This window comes from Streptomyces sp. NPDC006529, from assembly GCF_040611795.1.
Classification (GTDB): Bacteria; Actinomycetota; Actinomycetes; order Streptomycetales; family Streptomycetaceae; genus Streptomyces.
Genome location: NZ_JBEXPB010000042.1, coordinates 40,462 through 61,806, shown reverse-complemented (window position 1 = coordinate 61,806; position 21,345 = coordinate 40,462). Strand labels below are relative to the sequence as shown.

The window sequence follows — 21,345 nt, the reverse complement described above, 5'->3', positions numbered from 1 at the left end:
GGTACTGCAGGGGGGACCCTGTGGGAGAGTAGGACGCCGCCGAACAATTATTGTGGGAAAGCCCCGCACCTTATGGTGCGGGGCTTTTCTGCGTTTAGGGTGAGTTCATGACCCAGGTGATCGTGCTCAACGGTGGTTCAAGTTCGGGGAAGTCCGGGATCGCCGGGTGTCTGCAGGCGGTCCTGCCGGATCCCTGGCTGGCGCTCGGGGTCGACACGCTGGTCGACGCGATGCCCGCCGCGATGCGTGAATCCGGGGACGGGATCGAGTTCGCGGCGGACGGCGAGGTCGTCGTCGGGCCGGAGTTCAGGGCGCTGGAAGCGGCCTGGATCGCGGGGGTCGCCGCCATGGCGCGGGCCGGGGCGCGGGTCATCGTCGACGAGGTGTTCCTCGGCGGGCCGGATTCGCAGCGGCGCTGGCGGGAGGCGCTGGACGGGCTCGTGGTGCTGTGGGTCGGGGTGCGGTGCGAGCCCGCGGTCGCCGCGGGCCGGGAAGTGGCGCGCGGGGACCGGGGGGCCGGGATGGCCGTGGCGCAGGCCGAGGCGGTGCACCGGGGTGTGGTCTACGACCTGGAGGTGGACACCTCGCGCACCGAAGCGATGGAGTGCGCGCGGGCCATTGCCCAGCGGGTCCGGTTCCAGGGCTAAAGGCGGCCGGCGGCCTTGAGGGCCAGGTAGGCGTCGGCGAGGGCCGGGGCCAGGGTGTCGGGGGTGGCGTCGACCACGTGGACGCCGTGGCGGGAGAGCTGGTCTGCGGTGCGGCGGCGCTGGGCCTGGGTGCGGGTGCCCGCGGCGGCGTCGTAGACCGCGTCGACCGAGCCGCGGGCCGCGGTCATGGCCGCGATGTGCGGGTCGGCGACCGAGGCCAGCAGGACCGTGTGGCGTTGGGTGAGGCCGGACAGCACCGGGAGCAGGCCCTCCTCGATCGGGGCGGCGTCCAGGCTGGTCAGCAGGACCACCAGGGAGCGGCGCGGGGCACTGCGCAGGATGGTCGAGACCATGGCGCGGGCGTCGGTCTCGACGAGTTCGGGTTCCAGCGGGGCCATCGCGTTCACGAAGGCGGGCAGGACGTCGCCGGGCGGGCGGCCCTGGACCTGCGCGCGGGTGCGCCGGTCGTGGGCCAGCAGGTCGACGCGGTCGCCCGCGCGGGTGGCGAGGGCGGCCAGCAGCAGGGCCGCGTCCATCGCGGAGTCCAGGCGCGGGGCGTCCCCGACGCGGCCGGCCGACGTACGGCCCGTGTCGAGACAGATGAGGATGTGCCGGTCGCGCTCGGGACGCCAGGTGCGGACGGCGACCTTGTTCTGGCGGGCGGTGGCCCGCCAGTCGATGGAGCGGGTGTCGTCGCCGGGCACGTAGTCCCGCAGGCTGTCGAACTCGGTGCCCTCACCGCGCGTCAGGACGCTGGTGCGGCCGTCGAGTTCGCGCAGGCGCGCGAGCCGGGACGGCAGGTGCTTGCGGCTGGTGAAGGGGGGCAGGACGCGGACCGTCCAGGGCACGACGTGGGCGCCCTGACGGGCCAGCAGGCCGAGCGGCCCGTACGAGCGGACGGTGACGCGGTCGGCGCGCCGGTCGCCGCGACGGGCGGGGCGCAGGCGGGTGGTGACGCGGCGGCGTTCGCCCGCGGGGACGGTGAGGCCGTGCCGGGAGGCGGCGGCCTCGGTTCCCGGGAGCCAGCTGCTCGGGGGCCAGCCGTCGCGGATCCGGGCGCGCAGGGTGCGTCCGCCGGGGTTGGTGACGGTGAGGTGGACCTCGGCGCCCTCGCCCAGGCGCACCGCGGTGTCGCCGGAGCGGGCGAGGCGCAGGGTGCGGACCGGCGCGGCGAGCGCGTAGTCGACGGCGCAGGCTGCGGCCAGGGGCCCGTTGACGGCGAGGATCCCCCACCAGCTCGGTTCGAGCAGGCCGACGGGGAGCGCGCCGAGGGCCGCCACCAGGGCGGCGCGTCCGGTGAGGGCCATCAGCGCGGAACGGGGACGTGGGAGAGGATCGCGGTGATGACCGCGTCCGCGGTGACGCCTTCCATTTCGGCTTCGGGGCGCAGCTGGACCCGGTGGCGCAGGGTGGGCAGGGCGAGGGCCTTGACGTCGTCGGGGGTGACGTAGTCGCGGCCGGTCAGCCAGGCCCAGGCGCGGGCGGTGGAGAGCAGGGCGGTGGCGCCGCGCGGGGAGACGCCGAGGGTGAGCGACGGCGATTCGCGGGTGGCGCGGCAGATGTCGACGACGTAGCCGGTGATCTCGGGGGAGACGGTGGTGGCGGCGACGGCGCGGCGGGCGGCTTCGAGGTCGGCGGGGCCCGCGACGGGGCGCACGCCGGCGGCGGTGAGGTCGCGCGGGTCGAAGCCCGCGGCGTGCCGGGTCAGGACGCCGATCTCGTCCGCGCGGGAGGGCAGCGGGACGGTGAGCTTGAGCAGGAAGCGGTCGAGCTGGGCTTCGGGCAGCGGGTAGGTGCCCTCGTACTCGACGGGGTTCTGGGTGGCGGCGACGAGGAAGGGCTCGGGGAGCGGGCGGGGGGTGCCGTCGACGGTGACCTGGCGCTCCTCCATCGCTTCGAGCAGGGAGGCCTGGGTCTTGGGGGGCGTCCGGTTGATCTCGTCGGCGAGCAGCAGGTTGGTGAAGACCGGGCCGTCCTGGAAGGAGAACTCGGCGGTGCGGGCGTCGTAGACGAGGGAGCCGGTGATGTCGCTCGGCATCAGGTCGGGGGTGAACTGGACGCGCTTGGTGCCGATGTCCAGGGAGGCTGCCAGGGCGCGGACCAGGAGGGTCTTGGCGACGCCGGGGACGCCTTCGAGGAGCACGTGGCCGCGGCACAGGAGGGCGACGACCAGGCCGGTGACGGCGGCGTCCTGGCCGACGACGGCCTTGCCGATCTCGGTGCGCAGCGCTTCGAGGGAGGCGCGTGCGCGGTCCGCGTCCGGGTGGGCGGGGGCGGCCGGGTAGGCGTCGGCGGGCGTGGCCGTCATGAGGTACGGACCTCTCTTTCGAGGGCGTCGAGGTGGTCGGCGAGCGCGACGAGCGCCGCGTCGTCGGAGGGGGTGGGGCCGAACAGCAGCCCGGCCGGGTCGTGTTCGGCGCCGGTCAGCCGGCCGGAGACGGCGGGCAGCAGGGCGGCGGGGTCCTGTGCGCGGGCGGGCGGTACGCCGACCAGCGCGGCCAGGCGCTCGCGGGCCGCCTCCCGCAGCACGTCGGCGGCCCGGTCGCGGGCGCCGGCCTTGCGGTAGAGGCGGGCGCGGCCCTCGGTGGCCTCGGACGCGCGGACGGCGACCGGGAGTTGCTCGGTGACCAGCGGGCCGAGGCGGCGCGAGCGCCAGAGCGCGGCGAGGGCGGCGGCCGCGGTGAGCTGGAGCAGGGCCCAGCCCCAGCCGGCGGGAACGAGGTCGAGGAAGCTCTTGTCCTGCTCGTCCGCGCCGTCGGCGAGGTCGGCGGCCGAGGGGATGAACCAGACGAGTGCGGGCCGGGAGCCGAGGAGGTGGAGGGCGAGGGCGGCGTTGCCCTCGTCGGCCAGGGTGTCGTTCTGCAGGATCTGTCCGGAGCCGAGGACGACGGTGTCCGCGCCGCCGGCGCCCGGGAGGAGCAGCAGGGTGGGGTCGCCCGCGCTCGGGTAGCAGGACAGGGCCCGCGGGAGGTCGGTGGTGTAGCGGAGGCCGTCGCCGGTGGAGGCGCGCCCGGCGGCGGTGGCCGCGGGCAGCGCGCAGGCGGGGGAGAGGGTGGTCTCGTGCGCGGAGCCCTTGGTGCGGACGCCGGGGGCGAGATCGCGCAGGGTGCTGCCGGTGGGGGCGAGCAGGACCGTACGGCCGCCGCGGTCCGTCGCGGAGCGCAGGGTGGAGCGGTGTGCCGCGCCGAGCAGGTCCGGGTCGGTGACCAGGAGGGTGGTGCCGGGGCCGGCCGCGGCGGCGGCTTCGGCGGTGGTGGTCACCACGCGGGTGGTGACGCCGCGTTCCCCGAGGAGTTCGGCGAGGGCCCGGCTGCCGGTGGGGTCGGGGGAGCGCGGGTCGAGCCGCCCGTGCTGCCCGCCGGACTGCAGGGAGGCCAGGACGAGGCCGGCGAGGAGCAGGGCGGTGAGGGCGATGAGGAAGCCGCGGGCCCGGCGCCAGATGCGGGCGGCGCCGACCGCGGTGGAGGTGGGGGCGGCAGCGGGCGCGGCGCCGGCCGGGGGCGCGGGGTGCGGGGGTGCGGGGGGCGGCGCCGGAGTGCGGGCGGTGCTCATGCGGCCGGTCCTCCCGTGGTGGTGAGGACGGGACGGGTGCGCTGCAGGGTGGCGTCGAGGTCGCGCAGGCGGGCGTAGGTACCGGTGTCGGCGGTCCGGCCGCCGTAGGTGACGTCGTCGAACGCCCGGGCCGCGGCGTGCAGTTCGCCGCTGTGGGCGGGGAGGGAGCGCGCGGCTTCGGCGGCGGCCTCGTCGGCGGTGCGGCCGGGGCGCGGGTCGAGCAGGGTGCGTTCCTCCAGGGAGCGCACGACGGCGCGCATGCGCTCTTGGACGGCCTCGGTCCAGCGCCCGGCGGCGGCGTGCGCCTCGGCGCTCGCGCGGTGGTCGGCGGCGCTGCGGACGCCTTCGTCGAAGAGGACCTGGCCGCTGGTGGCGGCGCGGCGGGGGGAGCCGAGCCGCCACCACAGGGCGCCGATGAGCAGGGCGACCACGAGGACGATGACCAGGATGCCGACGGCGCCGCCGGGTGTGGCGTCGGCGGCGGAGCCGGTGAGGTCGCCGAGCCATTCCCAGAAGCGGTCGATGGCCCGCTGGACGGGGCTCGGGTCGTTCTGGTGGTACAGCGGCTTGGACAGCTCGCGTTCTGCGGCCTCGCGGGCCGCGTCGCGCGGTGTCGTCAGCGGTGGTGTCTCGGACCGGGGCAGCAGGCCCGCGGCGGTGCGTGTGATCGGTCCCCCCGAGGTGATCACCGCATCAGCCTCCGGCGCCGGGGTGCGGTGCGGCGGCGCCGGGGGTGCCGTAGTCCTGGACGCCGGCCGCGCGGGCGAGTTCCAGGTCGAGGGCCTCGCGCCGGATGCGCTGGTCGATGTAGAGCAGGACGGTGACGCCGGACTGCATCGGCATGGTGACGGCCATGGCGATCACGCCGCCGAGGGCCATGATGATCAGGTAGGGCCAGCTGTCGGGGGTGTTCCCGGCGACGATGTCGTCGAAGCCGCCGCCGAAGATGACGGCCATGGCCGAGAACGGCACGGCGATGATCATCGAGACGATGCCGACGATGAGCGCGGTCAGCATCGAGATGCCGAAGATCCGCCACCAGGCGCCGCTGACCAGCTTCGCGGAGCGGGCGAGGGCCTTCGGGATGGTGGCCTTCTCCAGCATCAGCGCCGCCGAGGCCAGGCTGAAGCGGACCCACAGCCAGGCGAGGAGCGCGAGGCCCGCGACCCCGCCGAGGAGGGCCAGGCCCGTGCTGGACGCGAGGATGCCCGGGAGCATCAGGACCAGGAGCAGGGCCGCGGAGGCGAGGGTGAGCAGCAGGGTCAGTCCGGCGAGGCGGAGGAACTGCGGGCGGGCGTCGCGCCAGGCGCCGGCGACCGTGGAGGGCTGACCCAGCACGGCGCGGCTGAAGATCATGGTGAGCAAGGCGGTGGCGAGGACGCCGCCGATGACCTGGATGAAGATGCTGACGGCCGAGACGGCGAGGCTGCCGCCCATGACGTCGAGCATTTCGCCGGGGCCGGTGATGCTGCCCGGGTCGGTCATGAGGCGGTTCATCGAGTACCGCTGGAAGATCACGGTGGCCAGCTGCACGATCACGGCGACGACCGCGGTGACGGACAGGACCGAGCGCCAGTGGGTGCGCATGGTGGTGACCGCGCCGTCGAGGATCTCGCCGAGGCCCAGGGGGCGCAGCGGGATCACGCCGGGCTTGGCCGCGGGGGGCTTGCCCCAGCCGCCGGGCTGCCCGGGGTGGCCGCCGTAGGGGGCGCCGTACCGGCCGGGCTGCGGGCTGCCGTACGAGCCCCAGCCCGCGCCGGGCTGGGGCTGCGGGGCGGAGCCGTCCGCGGGGGCGGCGGGCTCGCCGGGTGCCGGGGCGGCGCCGGGGCTGGACCACTGGCCGGCCGGAGGCTGCTCGGCGGACCACTTGGAGTCGGCCGGAGCGGGGTTCTGGGGGGAAGGCGGTGAAGATGGCGGCTGCGCCCCCGTACCGTTCGTACCGGGAGCGCTCTCGCGCTCACCTTCGGACGGAGAGGGTCCGGGCGTAGCCCAGCCCGGAGAGTCGTTCATCGTCGCTCCTTCACGTGTACTGCGCTGACGGGGGCGCCGGGGGCGCCGGGTCGCTGCCATCGTGCCACGTGGGAACGCCGGACGGACCGGCTCCTCCCCCGGTACATCGGACCGGCCCGCACCTTCAATTGTCGCCCGGATCCGAGGCAGACTGGACGACTGGATCACGACGCAGGTCAGAGGGGCGATTTCCAGCCCTTTTGGCTGTGGGACAGCTCACCGCCAGGTAACGATTAGCTAATGGGATGATGTCAACCATGAAGGGACGCGTCCTTGTCGTCGACGACGACACCGCGCTGGCCGAGATGCTCGGCATTGTGCTGCGTGGAGAAGGTTTTGAGCCGTCGTTCGTAGCGGACGGCGACAAGGCATTGGCTGCTTTCAGGGAGGCGAAGCCGGACCTGGTACTGCTCGACCTCATGCTGCCCGGACGGGACGGCATAGAGGTCTGTCGGCTGATCCGCGCCGAATCCGGCGTGCCCATCGTGATGCTCACCGCCAAGAGCGACACGGTGGACGTGGTCGTGGGGCTGGAGTCCGGCGCCGACGACTACATGGTCAAGCCGTTCAAGCCCAAGGAGCTGGTGGCCCGCATCCGGGCCCGCCTGCGCCGCTCGGAGGAGCCCGCGCCCGAGCAGCTCACCATCGGTGACCTGGTCATCGACGTGGCCGGGCACTCCGTGAAGCGGGACGGCGCCTCCATCGCGCTGACCCCGCTCGAATTCGACCTGCTGGTCGCGCTGGCCCGCAAGCCCTGGCAGGTGTTCACCCGCGAGGTGCTGCTGGAGCAGGTCTGGGGCTACCGGCACGCGGCGGACACCCGCCTGGTCAACGTGCATGTTCAGCGACTGCGCTCCAAGGTCGAGAAGGACCCGGAGCGCCCGGAGATCGTGGTGACCGTCCGTGGCGTCGGCTACAAGGCCGGACCGAGCTGAGATGAAGCCCGGCAGGCCCTCCTCCGGTTCCCGTCGGGGGGCCCTGCGGGGCGGTCGGCAGCTCCGTCAGGTGGCTGACGGAGCGGCCGGCGGTCCCGTCCTGCGGCTGTTCGTACGGCTCGTACGCAGGCCGCTGCTTCCGGCTGTCCGCCTCTGGCGGCGCAACCTCCAGCTCAGGGTGGTCGCCGGCACCCTGCTCATGTCGCTCGCGGTGGTCCTCAGCCTCGGGTTCGTCGTCATCGCCTCGGTCAGCAAGGGGCTCCTCGACGCCAAGGAGGAGGCCGCGCAGAGCCAGGCCGCGGGCGGCTTCGCGGTCGCACAGGAGAAGGCCAACGCGCCCTCCACCTCCGACGGGCCGGATCCCACCGCCGTCGACACCAAGGCCGGCCGGGACGCCAGTACCTGGATGAGTTCGCTGGTCAAACAGCTGGCCAGTGGCGGCCAGACCGCCTTCGAGGTGGTCGCGCTCGGCGCCGGAACCGGTGAGATGGGGCCCGGCGTACGGGGTGCCCGCGCCTCCGGCGACGTCGACCCGGCCAGCGTCCCCATGGCGCTGCGCAAGTCCGTCGACCACGCGACCGGCACCTTCCTGACCTTCTCCAGCATCCACTACAGCACCCCGGGCACCGAGTCCGAGGCCGCGCTGGTCATAGGCAAGCGGCTCACCGACATCAACGGGGAGCCCTACGACCTGTACTACCTGTTCCCGCTGACCCAGGAGCAGGAGTCGCTGAACCTGGTCAAGACCACCATCGCCACGGCCGGGCTGTTCGTGGTGGTGCTGCTCGGCGCCATCGCCTGGTTCGTCGTGCGCCAGGTGGTCACGCCCGTCCGGATGGCCGCCGGGGTCGCCGAGCGGCTCTCCGCCGGGCGGCTCCAGGAGCGGATGAAGGTCACCGGCGAGGACGACATCGCCCGGTTGGGCGAAGCCTTCAACAAAATGGCGCAGAACCTCTCGCACAAGATCCAGCAGCTGGAAGAGCTGTCCCGGATGCAGCGCCGGTTCGTCTCCGATGTCTCGCACGAGCTGCGCACCCCGCTGACCACCGTCCGGATGGCCGCCGACGTCATCCACGACGCCCGGGTCGACTTCGACCCGGTCACCGCGCGCGCCGCCGAACTGCTCGCGGGCCAGCTCGACCGCTTCGAGTCGCTCCTCGCCGACCTGCTGGAGATCAGCCGGTTCGACGCGGGGGCCGCCGCGCTGGAGGCGGAGCCGATCGACCTGCGCGACGTCGTCCACCGGGTCATCGACGCCGCCGAACCGCTGGCCGAGCGCAAGGGCAGCCGGGTGCGGGTGCTCGGTGACGCCCAGCCCGTCATCGCCGAGGCCGACGCCCGGCGGGTCGAGCGGGTGCTGCGCAACCTCGTCGTCAACGCCGTCGAGCACGGGGACGGCCGCGACGTGGTGGTCCGGCTCGCCTCGGCGGGCGGGGCTGTCGCCGTGGCCGTACGGGACTACGGGGTGGGCCTCAAGCCCGGCGAGGCCACCCGGGTCTTCAACCGCTTCTGGCGCGCCGACCCGGCGCGCGCCCGGACCACCGGCGGAACCGGGCTCGGCCTCTCCATCGCCGTCGAGGACGCCCGGCTGCACGGCGGCTGGCTCCAGGCCTGGGGAGAACCGGGCGGCGGTTCGCAGTTCCGCCTCACGCTGCCCCGCACCGCCGACGAACCGCTGCGCGGCTCCCCGATCCCGCTGGAGCCCGAGGACTCGCGGGCGAACCGGGCGCGCGCGGCGGCCGAGGGACGGATCGGCGGCGGCGCCGACGCCGCGCAGCCGGGCCCGGCCAACCGGTCGCAGATCCCGCCGCGCTCGGCGGTCGCCTCGGCGACGCCCGTACCGGCGGACCCCACCGCGCTGCCGGGGTCCGGGGCGCGGGTGGTGTCGCGGACCGCGGAGGCGGGCGGTGGCGGCGGTGCGGGTGGTGGCGGTACGGGTGGTACGGGTGATCCCAGCGGTGCGGGTGGTGCCGGTGGCGGAGCGGTGAATCACGCACAGGAGGACGCAACCGGTGGACGCTGAGCCCGATCCCACGCGCGGTCGAACGGCTGGTGGCGCGCCTGGTCGCACGCCTGGCCCCGTGCCCGGTCGCACCCGGCGGCTGACGGCCGGGCTCGGCGCCGTCCTGTGCGCCGCGCTGCTGGCGTCCGGCTGCGCCTCCATGCCCGACCACGGGGAGATCAGCGAGGTGCAGGCCTCCCAGGGCGTCGACTCGCAGGTGCGGGTGTTCGGCGTACCGCCCTCCGACAAGGCCACCCCGCCCGAGATCGTCGACGGCTTCCTCGAAGCGATGACCAGCGACGACCCGCAGCTGGAGACCGCCCGCAAGTACCTCACCGACGACGCGGCGAAGAGCTGGCGGCCCGGCTCCGCCATCACCGTCCTGTCCGGCGGCATCACGCGGATCTCGGTCCAGGGCGAGAAGGACCCCGAGGGCCCCCGGTTCAAGGTCACCGGCAAGCGGCTCGCGACGGTGGACGAGCGCAGCGCGTACCAGCCGGACACCGGCGGCGGGCGCTACGAGGAGTTCATCCAGCTCGTCCAGGACAAGAACAAGCAGTGGCGGATCGCCTCGCCGCCCGGCGGCATGGTGCTCAGCGAGTCCGACTTCCAGCGGATCTTCCGGCCCGTCAACAAGTACTACTTCGCGGACGGGACGCTCGTCGCCGACCCCGTCTACGTGCGTCAACGCACCGATCCGGACACGCGGATGGACCCGATGACGCAGACCGTGCGGTCCCTGCTGACCGGGCCCTCCAAGTGGCTCGGCCCGGTCGTCGCCTCCAACTTCCCCACCGGTACGGAGCTGCGCGAGGGCACCAAGTCCCTCTCGTACGACGGCCAGAACACCCTGCGGGTGCCGCTCAACGAGAAGGCCGACAACGTCGCGCACCCGCAGTGCCAGAAGATGGCGACCCAACTCTTCTACACCGTGCGGGACATGACGACCTCCCGGCTCGACCGGGTCGAACTGCTGCGCTCCGACGGCTCGTCCCTGTGCGCGGTGACCGAGGGTGCGGCGGCCACGATCGCCACCCGGGCGCCGTCGCCGCGCTTCCAGTACTACGTGGACAAGGACCACCGGCTGGTCCGCATGAACCTCGCGGTCGAGAAGGAGGACCAGCAGGACCCGGCCGAGCCGGTGCCCGGACCGCTGTCCGCGGCGGGCGCCGGCCTCAAGGTGGGCTCGGCGGCCGTCACCTACGACGAGCACCGCGCCGCCGTCGTCTCCGAGGACGGGCACGCCCTGCACGTGGTCTCGCTGACCACGGCCGGGCCGCTGCCGCCGTCGGCGCTGACCAGCAAGGCGAACAAGCTGACCGCGCCCAGCTGGGACGCGCGCGGCGACCTGTGGATCGCGGACCAGGACCCGCAGAACGCGGGGCTGTGGCGGGTGCCGGGCGGGACCGGCGCACCCGAACGGGTGGACGTCGCCGGGCTCGACAACGGGCAGATCACCCAGCTGCGGGTGTCGTCCGACGGGGTGCGGATCGCGCTGCTGGTGACGAAGGACGGCCGCCGGAACCTGTACATCGGGCGGATCGAACGGCCCGAGGACAAGGCGGACGCGGCCGCCGTGTCCGTACGCGAACTGCGTCCGGCCGCGCCGCAGATGGCGACCGTGACCGCGATGAGCTGGGCCCCGCGGGGGCGGCTGCTGGTCGTCGGGCGGGAGAGCGGCGGGGTGGTGCAGGCGCGGTACGTGCTGGCCGACGGGTCGATGGTCGCGGCGAGTCTGCCGGGGGCGACGGGGCTGACGGCGGTGGCGGCGTCGGAGGACGAGAAGAAGCCGGTGGTGGGGTGCTCGGACGAGGACGGCATCGTCTGGCTGCCGCCGGGCGCGCAGTGGCGCACGGCCGCGGCGGGGGGGCGGGGGCCGGTGTATCCGGGCTGACCTTTGATCCGGGTTATGGGCGGGTGATCCGGCTTCCGGGCCTCCGACCCGGGTTCCTGATCCTTGGTCTCCGGGCTCTGGTCTCGCTTTGCCGTGTACGGCTGGTGGTGCGGGTGAGGGGGCGGGCTCGCCTTGTGTGCCCTCCGGGGGCGCCTCAAACGCCGGCGGGGCTGGATTTGGTTGCGGTTTGGGGGTGGGGCTCGCCTTGTGTGCCCTCCGGGGCGCCATGAGCGCAGGCGGGAGGCGGGCCGACTTGAGGTGACGGGGGCGAAATCAGCCTCGCCGGCGTTTGAGGCGCCCCCGGAGGGCCCACAGCGCGAGCCCGGCGGCGGGCAGTTCAGTGGTCGGTCCCGTCGGGTGACGAAACAAGCCTCGCCGGCGTTTGAGGCGCACCCGGAGGGAACGTGCGACCGGCGGCAGGCGCCCTGCCGGGGTTGTCCACAGGGGGTGTGGGGGTGGTGGGGGTGCGGGAGAGTGGGGGGATGGGGTGGTGGGGGGAGATCGCCGGGTTGGTGGTGCCTGCGGAGTGTGCCGGGTGCGGGGTGGCGCGGGTGTGGTTGTGCGAGGGGTGCCGGGAGGCGCTGGGCGGGGGCTCGGCGGGGGTGGTGCGGCCGCGCCCGGCGCCGCCGGGGCTGCCCGTGGTGCACGCGGCCGCCGGGTACGCGGGCGGCGTACGCGCGGTGCTGCTGGCGCACAAGGAGCGCGGGGCGCTGCCCCTGGCCGGGCCCCTGGGAGGGGCACTGGCGGCCGCGGTCCTGGCGGGCGGTGACGGGGGCGACCGGGCGGGGCTGGTCCTGGTGCCGGTGCCCTCCGCACGGCGCCAGGTCCGGGCCCGCGGCCACGACCCGGCCCGCAGGATCGCGCTGGCGGCCTCGGCGCGGCTGCGCCGGGCCGGGATCCCCGCGCGCGTGGCGCCCGTACTGCGCCAGCGGCGCCGGGTGGCCGACCAGGCGGGCCTGGGGGCCGGGCAGCGCCGGGCGAACCTGGCGGGGGCCCTGGAGGTGCGCCCCGGGGGCGCACGGCCGCTCGCGGGCGGCCGGCTCGTGCTCGTGGACGACCTGATCACCACCGGCCACACCCTCGCGGAGGCGGCCCGCGCCCTGCGGGCGTCGGGAGCGGCGCCCGAGGGGCTGCGCGCGGCCGTCGTGGCCGCCCCGGCCGGGTCCTTCGACGCGCTCGCGACTCGAACAGCGCAAGGAACCGGTGAATAGATCAGGAACTGGAAGGGAAGGCGCATCGTTGCAGGTAGTACGAGGGAATGGCCACCTGAACGGAGGTATGTTCCGGCAGCGGGTGTCGACAACCGGCCAAGAGGGATATGTTCGGTTGAAGAAGAACTCGCGCTTCGGAGCTTCTCCGCATCGGGCAGGCGTGCCCCTCGACTCCAACGTCGGTGGGGTTGTGATCTTGCCGATGGGGGAGGAGGAGGTGAAAGTCGCCAAGTCCGAGGCTCCGGTGTTCACCGGGGTCTGGTGCAAAAGGGAGACGCTTCGCCGCTGAGGCGGAGCTATCCGGGAACGGAGTTCTGCGTGGACATCGTCGTCAAGGGCCGCAAGACCGAAGTGCCCGAGCGGTTCCGCAAGCACGTGGCCGAGAAACTGAATCCGGAGCGGATCCAGAGGCTCGACGCCAAGGTGATCAGCTTGGACGTCGAGGTGTCCAAGGAACACAACCCGCGTCAGGCCGACCGTTCCGACCGCGTGGAGATCACCCTCCACTCGCGGGGACCCGTGATCCGTGCCGAGGCGGCTGCCGCAGACCCTTACGCGGCGCTGGACCTGGCTCAGGACAAGCTCGAGGCCCGACTGCGCAAGCAGCACGACAAGCGCCACAACCGCCGCGGCAGCGGCCGGCTCTCGGCGGCGGAGGTCGCCGACGTCGTGCCGGGTGTCGCGGAGCTGAACGCGAACGGCGAGGTGGTGTCCCAAGAGAAGGCGGACGCGGTCCCGACGACCCGGATCGGACCGCTCGAAGTTCAGGGCGAAGGCCCGCTGATCGTCCGCGAGAAGACGCACTCGGCTTCGCCCATGTCGCTCGACCAGGCCCTGTACGAAATGGAACTGGTCGGCCACGACTTCTATCTGTTCGTCGATTCCGAAACGAAGCTGCCCAGTGTCGTCTACCGGCGGCACGCCTACGACTACGGCGTCATCCACGTGAACCCCGACGGTGCCTCCAGCACGGAGGAATCGCCGGGCGGCGCGGGCGGCGCACTCGGCGGCTGACAGCCCCCTGCGATGCCCCCGGTCACGCTCCGGCGTCACCGGGGGCACCCGTATGCGCACGGGGAACCCCCGCCCGGTGGCCCGGGCATGGAATCATGGCGGACAGTCAGCCGGCGTCCGACTGCGCCGCGTTGGCGCCGGACGCCGCCGGATCCGCGCAGACCGCACGGATCGGTGCGGCAGCGGCACATGAATTCGGGCCACGGCCTTGCAGGGGGAGGAACGATGGCGGACAGCTTCGGACCGGTGCGCGGTGACGACGGTGCGGACCGCCGGACGGGCCCGGGCGGTGAACCGATCCGTGTCCTCGTGGTCGACGACCACGCGCTCTTCCGGCGCGGACTGGAGATCGTCCTCGCGCAGGAGGAGGACATCCAGGTCGTCGGCGAGGCCGGGGACGGCGCGGAGGCGGTGGACAAGGCCGCTGACCTGCTGCCGGACATCGTGCTGATGGATGTGCGGATGCCCCGGCGCGGCGGCATCGAGGCCTGTACCTCGATCAAGGAGGTCGCCCCCTCCGCGAAGATCATCATGCTGACGATCAGCGACGAGGAGGCCGACCTCTACGACGCGATCAAGGCCGGGGCCACGGGCTACCTGCTCAAGGAGATCTCCACGGACGAGGTCGCCACCGCGATCCGCGCCGTGGCCGACGGGCAGTCGCAGATCAGCCCGTCCATGGCCTCCAAGCTGCTGACCGAGTTCAAGTCGATGATCCAGCGCACCGACGAGCGGCGGCTGGTGCCCGCGCCGCGGCTGACGGACCGCGAGCTGGAGGTGCTCAAGCTGGTGGCGACCGGCATGAACAACCGCGACATCGCGAAGGAGTTGTTCATCTCCGAGAACACGGTGAAGAACCACGTCCGCAACATCCTGGAGAAGCTCCAGCTGCACTCCCGGATGGAAGCCGTGGTCTACGCGATGCGGGAGAAGATCCTCGAAATCCGCTGACCCGCCGACCCCCGGACCCGCCGGCCCGCTGACCCCCAGATCCGCCCGGCGGCCTACAGCGCGGCCAGCTCCGCGGTGACGGCGGCGGCCTCCACCGGATTGCGCTCCCGGTCCACCCGGACCTCGTCGCAGCCCACCCAGGACGCCGCCTCGCGCAGCGCCTCGGCCATCGGGCGGGCCGCGGCCGGGGTGGTCAGGGAGAGCTGGCGGGCCACCAGCGTCGTGCCCTCGCGGGCCGGGTCGACCCGGCCCTGGAGCAGGCCGCCCGCCAGCAGCGGCATGGCGAAGTAGCCGTGGATCCGCTTCGGCTTCGGCACGTACGCCTCCAGCCGGTGCGTGAAGCCGAAGATCCGCTCGGTCCGGGGGCGTTCCCAGACGAGCGAGTCGAAGGGCGAGAGCAGCGTCGTACGGTGGCGCCCGCGCGGGGCGGTGGCCAGGGCGGCCGGGTCGGCCCAGGCGGCCTTGGACCAGCCCTCGACCTCGACCGGGACCAGCCCGGTGTCCGCGATCACCGCGTCGAACTGGTCGTTCTTCAGGCGGTGGTAGTCCGCGATGTCACTGCGGGTGCCGACGCCCAGGGACCGGCCGGCGAGGGTGACGAGGCGGCGCAGGCACTCGGTGTCGCTCAGGTCGTCGTGCAGCAGGGCCTGCGGGACCGCCCGTTCGGGCAGGTCGTAGACGCGCTTCCAGCCGCGGCGCTCGGTGCAGACCACCTCGCCGATGTCGAGCAGCCACTCCACCGCGATCTTGGTCTCGGACCACTCGAACCACTCCCCGCCGTTCTTCGCGCCGCCCAGCTCGGTGGAGGTGAGCGGGCCCTCCGCGCGCAGCCGGTCCAGGACCGCCTTCGTCGAACGGTCCTTCTCCGCCAGGATGTGCCAGCGGTAGCCCTTCTCCCGGCGGGCGCGGCGGCGGAACGCGAAGTGCGGCCACTCCTCGACGGGCAGGATGCAGGCCGCGTGCGACCAGTACTCGAACGCGTGGTTGCCCGACCAGTACGCGGCCTCCACCGCGGGCCGGCCGACCGCGCCCAGGCGCGCGTACGGAATCAGCTCGTGCGAGCGGGCCAGCACCGAGATGGTGTCCAGCTGCACGGCGCCCAGGTGGCGCAGGACCCCGCGGACCCCGCCCCGGCGGTCGGGGGCGCCGAGGAAGCCCTGCGCCCGCAGGGAGATCCGCCGGGCCTCGGCGACGGACAGGGACACGGTGGCGGAGGTCATGCCCCGCAGCCTAGGACGCGCCACTGACAACGCCGCCGGGCCGGGGGATCCGGACGCCCCGGCTACCGCCGGGAGGCCGCCCGGGGCGAGGGCAGGTAGGGCAGCCGGGAGGGCAGGCCCAGGTCGGAGGGGAGCAGGGCGCCGGTCCAGCAGTCCCGGAGGGTCTCGCGGTGCTCCATGCCCGCGCGCTGCACGCCCTCGACCACGAAGCCGCACTTCTCCGCGACGGCCCGGGAGGCGTCGTTGCCGATCCCGGCGCGCCAGATCAGCCGCACGCAGCCGGCCTCGGTGAAGGCCCAGCGGGCGACGGCGGTGACGGCCTCGGTCATGTAGCCGCGGCCGCGGTGGGCGGCCACGGACCAGTAGCCGATCTCGTGCGCGTACGGGCCGCGGGCATGCACGCCCAGGGTGGCGACGAGCGGGCCGTCCGCGCCGAGCCGGACCGCGAAGTTGTACTCGGTGTCCTCGCGCCAGCCGCGCGGCACGGTCTCGCCCACGTAGGTCTCGGCGTCCTTGACCCCGTAGGGCACGGGCACCGGTATCCACCGCTGGATGGCGGGGTCCTGGCAGGCCGCGTGCACCTCCGCGGCGTCGGCGGGCAGGTGCGGGCGCAGTACCAGGCGTCCGGTGGTCAGCGTGCTCGGTTCCATCCGGTGATTCTGCGCGGCGGCGGGTCGGCGGGCGAACAGTTTTCACCGCACACCGGCACCTTCCGTGCTCCCCGTCCGTTCTCCTTGCGGGTGCCAGCCGCCCTGCGGATACGGCGGACCTCCCGGCGTGACCACGTCCTCGCTTACGATGGCCGTTGCGGTGGGGTCCACCTGCCGTGCCCGTGTACGAACAGTGCCCAGGCCCGACCGGCAAGGAGACAAACCTCGGTGTCCGTCTTCAACAAGCTCATGCGTGCAGGCGAAGGCAAGATCCTGCGCAAACTGCACCGCATCGCGGACCAGGTCAACTCCATCGAAGAGGACTTCGTCAACCTCTCCGACGCCGAGTTGCGGGCGCTCACGGATGAGTACAAGCAGCGCTTCCAGGACGGCGAGAGCCTGGACGACCTGCTGCCCGAGGCATTCGCCACGGTGCGCGAGGCCGCCAAGCGCGTCCTCGGCCAGCGGCACTACGACGTCCAGATCATGGGCGGCGCCGCACTCCACCTCGGGTACGTGGCGGAGATGAAGACCGGTGAGGGCAAGACCCTCGTCGGCACCCTGCCCGCCTACCTCAACGCCATGTCCGGCAAGGGCGTCCACCTGATCACGGTGAACGACTACCTGGCCGAGCGCGACTCCGAGATGATGGGCCGCGTCCACAAGTTCCTCGGCCTCGAGGTCGGCTGCATCCTGGCGAACATGTCGCCGGCGCAGCGCCGCGAGCAGTACAAAGCGGACATCACCTACGGCACGAACAACGAGTTCGGCTTCGACTACCTGCGCGATAACATGGCGTGGTCGAAGGACGAGCTGGTGCAGCGCGGCCACAACTTCGCCGTGGTCGACGAGGTCGACTCGATCCTGGTCGACGAGGCCCGTACGCCGCTGATCATCTCCGGCCCGGCCGACCAGGCCACCAAGTGGTACGGCGACTTCGCGAAGCTGGTGACCCGCCTGAAGAAGGGCGAGCCCGGCCAGCCGCTGAAGGGCATCGAGGAGACCGGCGACTACGAGGTCGACGAGAAGAAGCGCACCGTCGCCATCCACGAGGCCGGTGTCGCCAAGGTCGAGGACTGGCTCGGCATCGACAACCTCTACGAGTCGGTGAACACCCCGCTCGTCGGTTACCTGAACAACGCCCTGAAGGCCAAGGAGCTGTTCAAGAACGACAAGGACTACGTCGTCATCGACGGCGAGGTCATGATCGTCGACGAGCACACCGGCCGCATCCTCGCGGGCCGCCGCTACAACGAGGGCATGCACCAGGCGATCGAGGCGAAGGAAGGGGTGGACATCAAGGACGAGAACCAGACCCTCGCCACGATCACCCTGCAGAACTTCTTCCGCCTGTACTCGAAGCTGTCGGGCATGACCGGTACGGCCATGACCGAGGCCGCCGAGTTCCACCAGATCTACAAGCTCGGCGTCGTGCCGATCCCGACCAACCGGGACATGGTCCGCAAGGACCAGGCCGACCTGATCTACCGCACCGAGGTCGCCAAGTTCGCCGCTGTAGTCGACGACATCGCGGAGAAGCACGAGAAGGGCCAGCCGATCCTGGTCGGCACCACCTCGGTCGAGAAGTCCGAGTACCTCTCGCAGCAGCTCTCCAAGCGCGGCATCCCGCACGAGGTGCTGAACGCGAAGCAGCACGAGCGCGAGGCCTCGATCGTCGCCCAGGCGGGCCGCCGCGGCGCCGTCACGGTCGCGACGAACATGGCCGGCCGCGGTACCGACATCAAGCTCGGCGGCAACCCGGACGACCTCGCCGAGGCCGAGCTGCGCCAGCAGGGCCTGGACCCGGAAGAGCACATCGAGGAGTGGGCGCACGCCCTGCCCGCGGCGCTCACCCGGGCCGAGGCGGCCGTCAAGGCCGAGTTCGAAGAGGTCAAGGAGCTCGGCGGGCTCTACGTCCTCGGCACCGAGCGGCACGAGTCGCGCCGCATCGACAACCAGCTGCGCGGCCGTTCCGGCCGTCAGGGCGACCCGGGCGAGTCCCGCTTCTACCTGTCGCTGGGCGACGACCTGATGCGCCTGTTCAAGGCGCAGATGGTCGAGCGCGTCATGGCGATGGCCAACGTGCCGGACGACGTGCCGATCGAGAACAAGATGGTGACCCGGGCGATCGCGTCCGCGCAGTCGCAGGTCGAGACCCAGAACTTCGAGACGCGCAAGAACGTCCTGAAGTACGACGAGGTCCTCAACAACCAGCGCGAGGTCATCTACCGCGAGCGCCGCCGGGTCCTGGAGGGCGAGGACCTCCAGGAGCAGATCCGGCACATGATGGACGACACCATCGACGCCTACATCACGGCCGAGACGGTCGAGGGCTTCGCCGAGGAGTGGGACCTGGAGCGACTGTGGGGCGCCTTCCGGCAGCTCTACCCGGTGAAGGTCACCATCGAGGAGCTGGAAGAGGCGGCGGGCGACCGCGCCGGGATCACCGCCGAGTTCATCGCGGAGTCCGTCAAGGACGACATCCACGAGCAGTACGAGGCGCGCGAGGCGCAGCTCGGCTCGGAGGTCATGCGCGAGCTGGAGCGCCGCGTGGTGCTGTCGGTGCTGGACCGCAAGTGGCGCGAGCACCTGTACGAGATGGACTACCTGCAGGAGGGCATCGGCCTGCGCGCGATGGCCCAGAAGGACCCGCTGGTCGAGTACCAGCGCGAGGGCTTCGACATGTTCAACGCCATGCAGGACGGCATCAAGGAGGAGTCCGTCGGCTACCTGTTCAACCTGGAGGTCCAGGTCGAGCAGCAGGTCGAGGAGCTTCCGGTGCAGGACGCGGGTCCGTCCCTGGCGAAGCCCGAGATCCGGGCCAAGGGCCTGGACGCGCCGCAGCGTCCGGACCGGCTGCACTTCTCCGCTCCCACGGTGGACGGCGAGGGCGGTGTGGTCGAGGGCGACTTCGACGCCGACGGGGCCGAGGCCTCCGGCGACGGGATGACCCGGGCGGAGCGCCGCAAGGCGCAGAAGGCGTCCGGCGGGCGTCGCCGCAAGAAGTAGCACCCGCACCCGCCGCGGGCCCTCCGGGGGCTCACAGGGGTCGTACAGGGGCCGGACACCGTGCTGTGGCGCGGGGTCCGGCCCCTGGTGCGTGCGCGGGTGCGCAAGGGTCGCGGGCCGGGAGCGGTTCAGGGCCGGGGTCCCGAGACCTCCACGGCCGCGCAGCGCCAGCGCAGGTCCTGGCCCTGCTCCAGGCGGAAGGCCATCGCCGTGACGCGGTCGCCCGTGGCGATGCGCGCGAAGGCCTCGATCACGCCGGGGCCGGGGTGGAAGCGACCGCACTGGCGCAGGACCGGGCGCAGGTGGTCCCGGAAGGGGCCCGCCGGGGTGGCCAGGGTGACCAGCTGCTCGTAGGCGGGGCCGACCGTGTGGCCGAGCAGGCAGTGGACCGGCCGCCGGCCGCTGAGGACCGCCAGGAGGCGTTCCGCGAACCAGTGGTGCGGGCCGGGCCGCGCCCCGCGGGGCGGGCTCGGCGGGCGCCGCTGGTCGTGGCGTCCCGCAGGGCGGGTGGTGCTCCGCGTGCTGGTCATGGCGCGTCCCCGAAGTGGCCGGGCCCGGCTGTACCGGGCGGTAACTTGATGGGGACCTTGTACGGGCGCCCCGCCCGCCGCCGCAACGGGCCCGCGGCCCGGTCCCGGCCGGCGCGGGGTTCGCCTATCAGGGTCGCCGCCGCGCCGCCCGCCCCCGCGCGGCGGCCGCGCGCCCCCGCCGCCGTGGACACGCCCGGCGCCGGCGGCGGCACCCCGAAAGGGGACCGGGCCCTGCGCCGGACGGAGCGCCGGGAGTTGGCCCGGGGGGCCGCCGGGAACCCGTACCGCGGTCGTATCCTGAGGGCGTTCCCGACTACCGAAAGCAGCCGGCCATGCGTGTGTACGTCCCCCTGACCCTCCCCGGGCTCGCCGAGGCGCACAAGGCGGGCGAGCTGGGCCCCGCCCCCCTGCGGGCGTACGCCGTCACGCCCGGCCTGCGCGAGTGGTACGTCTCGGACGACATCGAGGAGCTGGAGTACGCGGCCCTGAACCGGGCCGCGATCGCCTCCCTGCGCCTGATCGCCCAGGACCCCGCCGCGCCCCGCAAGCGCGTCGTGGTGGCGCTCGACGTCGACGACAAGGCCGCCTCCGCGATCCCCGGTGTGGACGAGGCGACCCTCGGCCAGGTGTCGCTGGCCGCCGCCGTGCGCCTGGGCGTGGCCGCCGCCGTGCACGTGGACGCGCCGGACGCCGAGGCGGACGTGAGCGCCGCCGCGGACGCCGTGGCCGCCGCCGACGCGGGGGACGCGGACGCGCAGTTCACGGTGGACGGCGCCGAGGACCACGACCTGCTGTGGTTCGGGGTGCAGGAGATCCCGGGGCTGCTCACGTGACCGGCGCGAGCGAGGGGACGGCGGTGACCGAGGTGACGGCGGTGACCGACGTGATAGCCGTGGCCGAGGTGGCGAGCATGAGCGCCGTGGGCGACGCCGGCGGTGCCCACATCGTCTGGGACTGGAACGGCACGCTGCTCCACGACATCGACGCCGTCATGGCCGCGACGAACGCCTCCTTCGCCGAACTGGGCTTCGAGCCGATCACCCTGGAGCGCTACCGCGAGCTGTACGTCGTCCCCGTGCCGAAGTTCTACGAGCGGCTGATGGGGCGGCTGCCCACGGACGACGAGTGGCTCCTGATGGACGAGACCTTCCACCGGCACTACTGGGCCGCGGCCGACGCCGCCGGGCTGGCCGAGGGGGCGCGGGAGCTGCTGGACGGCTGGCGGACCGCCGGGCTCACGCAGTCCCTCCTGTCCCTGGCGCCGCACGAGAAGCTGGTGCCCCTGGTACGGCGGCACGGCATCCACGGGCACTTCCTGCGCGTCGACGGGCGCGTCGGGCCCTCCCACACCTCGAAGGCCGTGCACCTGGTACGCCACATGGCGGCCCTGGAGGGGACGGGCGTGCGGGCGGCCCGTACGGTCCTCATCGGAGACGCCGTGGACGACGCCCTGGCCGCGGCGCACGTGGGCGCGCTGGCGGTGCTCTACACCGGCGGTTCGCACAGCCGCCGCAGTCTGGAATCAGCCGGAGTCCCGGTCGTGGACACGCTGGCGGAGGCGGTCCGGACAGCTCGCGAATTGGCCGGATAACGGCGTTTAAGCGCCCCCGGAAGGGTCCCCGCATGCAGGTGGGGGCCGCGTCGCTGTCCAGAGTGTCAAAGTTCCACCCCCGGTTTTGTACACATACAGCTCATGACGGGCCGGGGGTGAGGCGAGATA

At 73.2% G+C, this 21,345-nt stretch carries 18 protein-coding genes; 10 read left to right on the top strand and 8 right to left on the bottom strand.

Annotated elements, in window-relative coordinates; translation table 11 throughout:
• Positions 1–107 precede the first annotated feature (107 nt).
• The gene (gene cpt / locus ABZY31_RS24860) at positions 108–647 is read left to right on the top strand and encodes a chloramphenicol phosphotransferase CPT (RefSeq protein ID WP_356413919.1); all 540 of its coding nucleotides are present in this window, start codon (positions 108–110) and stop codon (positions 645–647) included.
• Here cpt and ABZY31_RS24855 read toward each other — a convergent pair.
• The 5 genes from ABZY31_RS24855 to ABZY31_RS24835 are packed head-to-tail and all read right to left on the bottom strand — an operon-like array spanning position 644 to position 5,843.
• A complete protein-coding gene (locus ABZY31_RS24855) occupies positions 644–1,954 on the bottom strand; it encodes a DUF58 domain-containing protein (RefSeq protein WP_356413916.1) in 1,311 nt (436 codons plus the stop codon). The two genes, cpt and ABZY31_RS24855, sit on opposite strands and share 4 nt — an antisense overlap.
• Positions 1,954–2,955, bottom strand: a complete 1,002-nt coding sequence (locus tag ABZY31_RS24850; RefSeq protein ID WP_356413913.1) for a MoxR family ATPase — start codon at positions 2,953–2,955, stop codon at positions 1,954–1,956. Before ABZY31_RS24850 ends, ABZY31_RS24855 begins: the two co-directional genes overlap by 1 nt.
• Entirely contained in the window at positions 2,952–4,199 is a 1,248-nt protein-coding gene (locus tag ABZY31_RS24845) for a DUF4350 domain-containing protein (protein WP_356413910.1), read from the bottom strand. Before ABZY31_RS24845 ends, ABZY31_RS24850 begins: the two co-directional genes overlap by 4 nt.
• Positions 4,196–4,888, bottom strand: coding sequence for a DUF4129 domain-containing protein (locus ABZY31_RS24840; protein WP_356413907.1), 693 nt, complete (start codon positions 4,886–4,888; stop codon positions 4,196–4,198). Before ABZY31_RS24840 ends, ABZY31_RS24845 begins: the two co-directional genes overlap by 4 nt.
• A 4-nt stretch (positions 4,889–4,892) precedes the next feature.
• The gene (locus tag ABZY31_RS24835) at positions 4,893–5,843 is read right to left on the bottom strand and encodes a hypothetical protein (protein WP_356413904.1); all 951 of its coding nucleotides are present in this window, start codon (positions 5,841–5,843) and stop codon (positions 4,893–4,895) included.
• 611 nt (positions 5,844–6,454) lie between these two features.
• Here ABZY31_RS24835 and mtrA point away from each other — a divergent pair.
• The 6 genes from mtrA (at position 6,455) to ABZY31_RS24805 (ending at position 14,216) form a co-directional block, all read left to right on the top strand.
• A complete protein-coding gene (gene mtrA, locus ABZY31_RS24830) occupies positions 6,455–7,144 on the top strand; it encodes a two-component system response regulator MtrA (protein WP_283455169.1) in 690 nt (229 codons plus the stop codon).
• Between the two features lies 1 nt (position 7,145).
• Entirely contained in the window at positions 7,146–9,167 is a 2,022-nt protein-coding gene (mtrB, locus tag ABZY31_RS24825; protein WP_356413902.1) for an MtrAB system histidine kinase MtrB, read from the top strand.
• Positions 9,168–9,225: 58 nt separating this feature from the next.
• Positions 9,226–11,040, top strand: coding sequence for an LpqB family beta-propeller domain-containing protein (locus ABZY31_RS24820; RefSeq protein ID WP_356413899.1), 1,815 nt, complete (start codon positions 9,226–9,228; stop codon positions 11,038–11,040).
• Between the two features lie 482 nt (positions 11,041–11,522).
• Entirely contained in the window at positions 11,523–12,251 is a 729-nt protein-coding gene (locus ABZY31_RS24815) for a phosphoribosyltransferase family protein (protein WP_356413897.1), read from the top strand.
• A 285-nt stretch (positions 12,252–12,536) separates the two neighbouring features.
• Positions 12,537–13,265, top strand: coding sequence for a ribosome-associated translation inhibitor RaiA (gene raiA, locus ABZY31_RS24810; protein ID WP_356413931.1), 729 nt, complete (start codon positions 12,537–12,539; stop codon positions 13,263–13,265).
• Between the two features lie 225 nt (positions 13,266–13,490).
• Positions 13,491–14,216: a response regulator transcription factor gene (locus ABZY31_RS24805; RefSeq protein WP_356413894.1), complete on the top strand. Its 726-nt coding sequence runs from the start codon at positions 13,491–13,493 to the stop codon at positions 14,214–14,216.
• 53 nt (positions 14,217–14,269) lie between these two features.
• Here ABZY31_RS24805 and ABZY31_RS24800 read toward each other — a convergent pair whose 3' ends face one another.
• Positions 14,270–15,436, bottom strand: a complete 1,167-nt coding sequence (locus tag ABZY31_RS24800) for a crosslink repair DNA glycosylase YcaQ family protein (RefSeq protein ID WP_356413891.1) — start codon at positions 15,434–15,436, stop codon at positions 14,270–14,272.
• 62 nt (positions 15,437–15,498) lie between these two features.
• Positions 15,499–16,086: a GNAT family N-acetyltransferase gene (locus tag ABZY31_RS24795; RefSeq protein WP_356413888.1), complete on the bottom strand. Its 588-nt coding sequence runs from the start codon at positions 16,084–16,086 to the stop codon at positions 15,499–15,501.
• A 228-nt stretch (positions 16,087–16,314) separates the two neighbouring features.
• Between ABZY31_RS24795 and secA the strand changes: the two genes are divergently transcribed.
• Positions 16,315–19,095 carry a preprotein translocase subunit SecA gene (gene secA / locus ABZY31_RS24790; protein ID WP_356413885.1) on the top strand — a complete coding sequence of 927 codons (2,781 nt, stop codon included), beginning with the start codon at positions 16,315–16,317 and terminating at the stop codon, positions 19,093–19,095.
• 128 nt (positions 19,096–19,223) lie between these two features.
• On the opposite strand, the gene ABZY31_RS24785 is transcribed toward secA, so the two are convergent.
• Positions 19,224–19,625: an Rv3235 family protein gene (locus tag ABZY31_RS24785; RefSeq protein WP_356413883.1), complete on the bottom strand. Its 402-nt coding sequence runs from the start codon at positions 19,623–19,625 to the stop codon at positions 19,224–19,226.
• 332 nt (positions 19,626–19,957) lie between these two features.
• On the opposite strand from ABZY31_RS24785, the gene ABZY31_RS24780 reads away from it, so the two are divergent.
• Complete coding sequence (locus ABZY31_RS24780; protein WP_356413880.1) at positions 19,958–20,458, top strand: hypothetical protein; 501 nt, start codon at positions 19,958–19,960, stop codon at positions 20,456–20,458.
• A gap of 77 nt (positions 20,459–20,535) precedes the next feature.
• Positions 20,536–21,216, top strand: coding sequence for an HAD family hydrolase (locus ABZY31_RS24775; protein WP_356413928.1), 681 nt, complete (start codon positions 20,536–20,538; stop codon positions 21,214–21,216).
• Positions 21,217–21,345: the final 129 nt, after the last annotated feature.

What these genes read in the sequence shown, in the direction of transcription:
- ABZY31_RS24855 (WP_356413916.1), bottom strand. Translation starts at nt 1,954, where the DNA reads ATGGCCCTCACCGGACGCGCCGCCCTGGTGGCGGCCCTCGGCGCGCTC.
- ABZY31_RS24850 (WP_356413913.1), bottom strand. Translation starts at nt 2,955, where the DNA reads ATGACGGCCACGCCCGCCGACGCCTACCCGGCCGCCCCCGCCCACCCG.
- ABZY31_RS24795 (WP_356413888.1), bottom strand. Translation starts at nt 16,086, where the DNA reads ATGGAACCGAGCACGCTGACCACCGGACGCCTGGTACTGCGCCCGCAC.
- ABZY31_RS24800 (WP_356413891.1), bottom strand. Translation starts at nt 15,436, where the DNA reads ATGACCTCCGCCACCGTGTCCCTGTCCGTCGCCGAGGCCCGGCGGATC.
- ABZY31_RS24805 (WP_356413894.1), top strand. Translation starts at nt 13,491, where the DNA reads ATGGCGGACAGCTTCGGACCGGTGCGCGGTGACGACGGTGCGGACCGC.
- ABZY31_RS24785 (WP_356413883.1), bottom strand. Translation starts at nt 19,625, where the DNA reads ATGACCAGCACGCGGAGCACCACCCGCCCTGCGGGACGCCACGACCAG.
- mtrA (WP_283455169.1), top strand. Translation starts at nt 6,455, where the DNA reads ATGATGTCAACCATGAAGGGACGCGTCCTTGTCGTCGACGACGACACC.
- cpt (WP_356413919.1), top strand. Translation starts at nt 108, where the DNA reads ATGACCCAGGTGATCGTGCTCAACGGTGGTTCAAGTTCGGGGAAGTCC.
- mtrB (WP_356413902.1), top strand. Translation starts at nt 7,146, where the DNA reads ATGAAGCCCGGCAGGCCCTCCTCCGGTTCCCGTCGGGGGGCCCTGCGG.
- ABZY31_RS24815 (WP_356413897.1), top strand. Translation starts at nt 11,523, where the DNA reads ATGGGGTGGTGGGGGGAGATCGCCGGGTTGGTGGTGCCTGCGGAGTGT.
- ABZY31_RS24845 (WP_356413910.1), bottom strand. Translation starts at nt 4,199, where the DNA reads ATGAGCACCGCCCGCACTCCGGCGCCGCCCCCCGCACCCCCGCACCCC.
- ABZY31_RS24775 (WP_356413928.1), top strand. Translation starts at nt 20,536, where the DNA reads ATGAGCGCCGTGGGCGACGCCGGCGGTGCCCACATCGTCTGGGACTGG.
- ABZY31_RS24780 (WP_356413880.1), top strand. Translation starts at nt 19,958, where the DNA reads ATGCGTGTGTACGTCCCCCTGACCCTCCCCGGGCTCGCCGAGGCGCAC.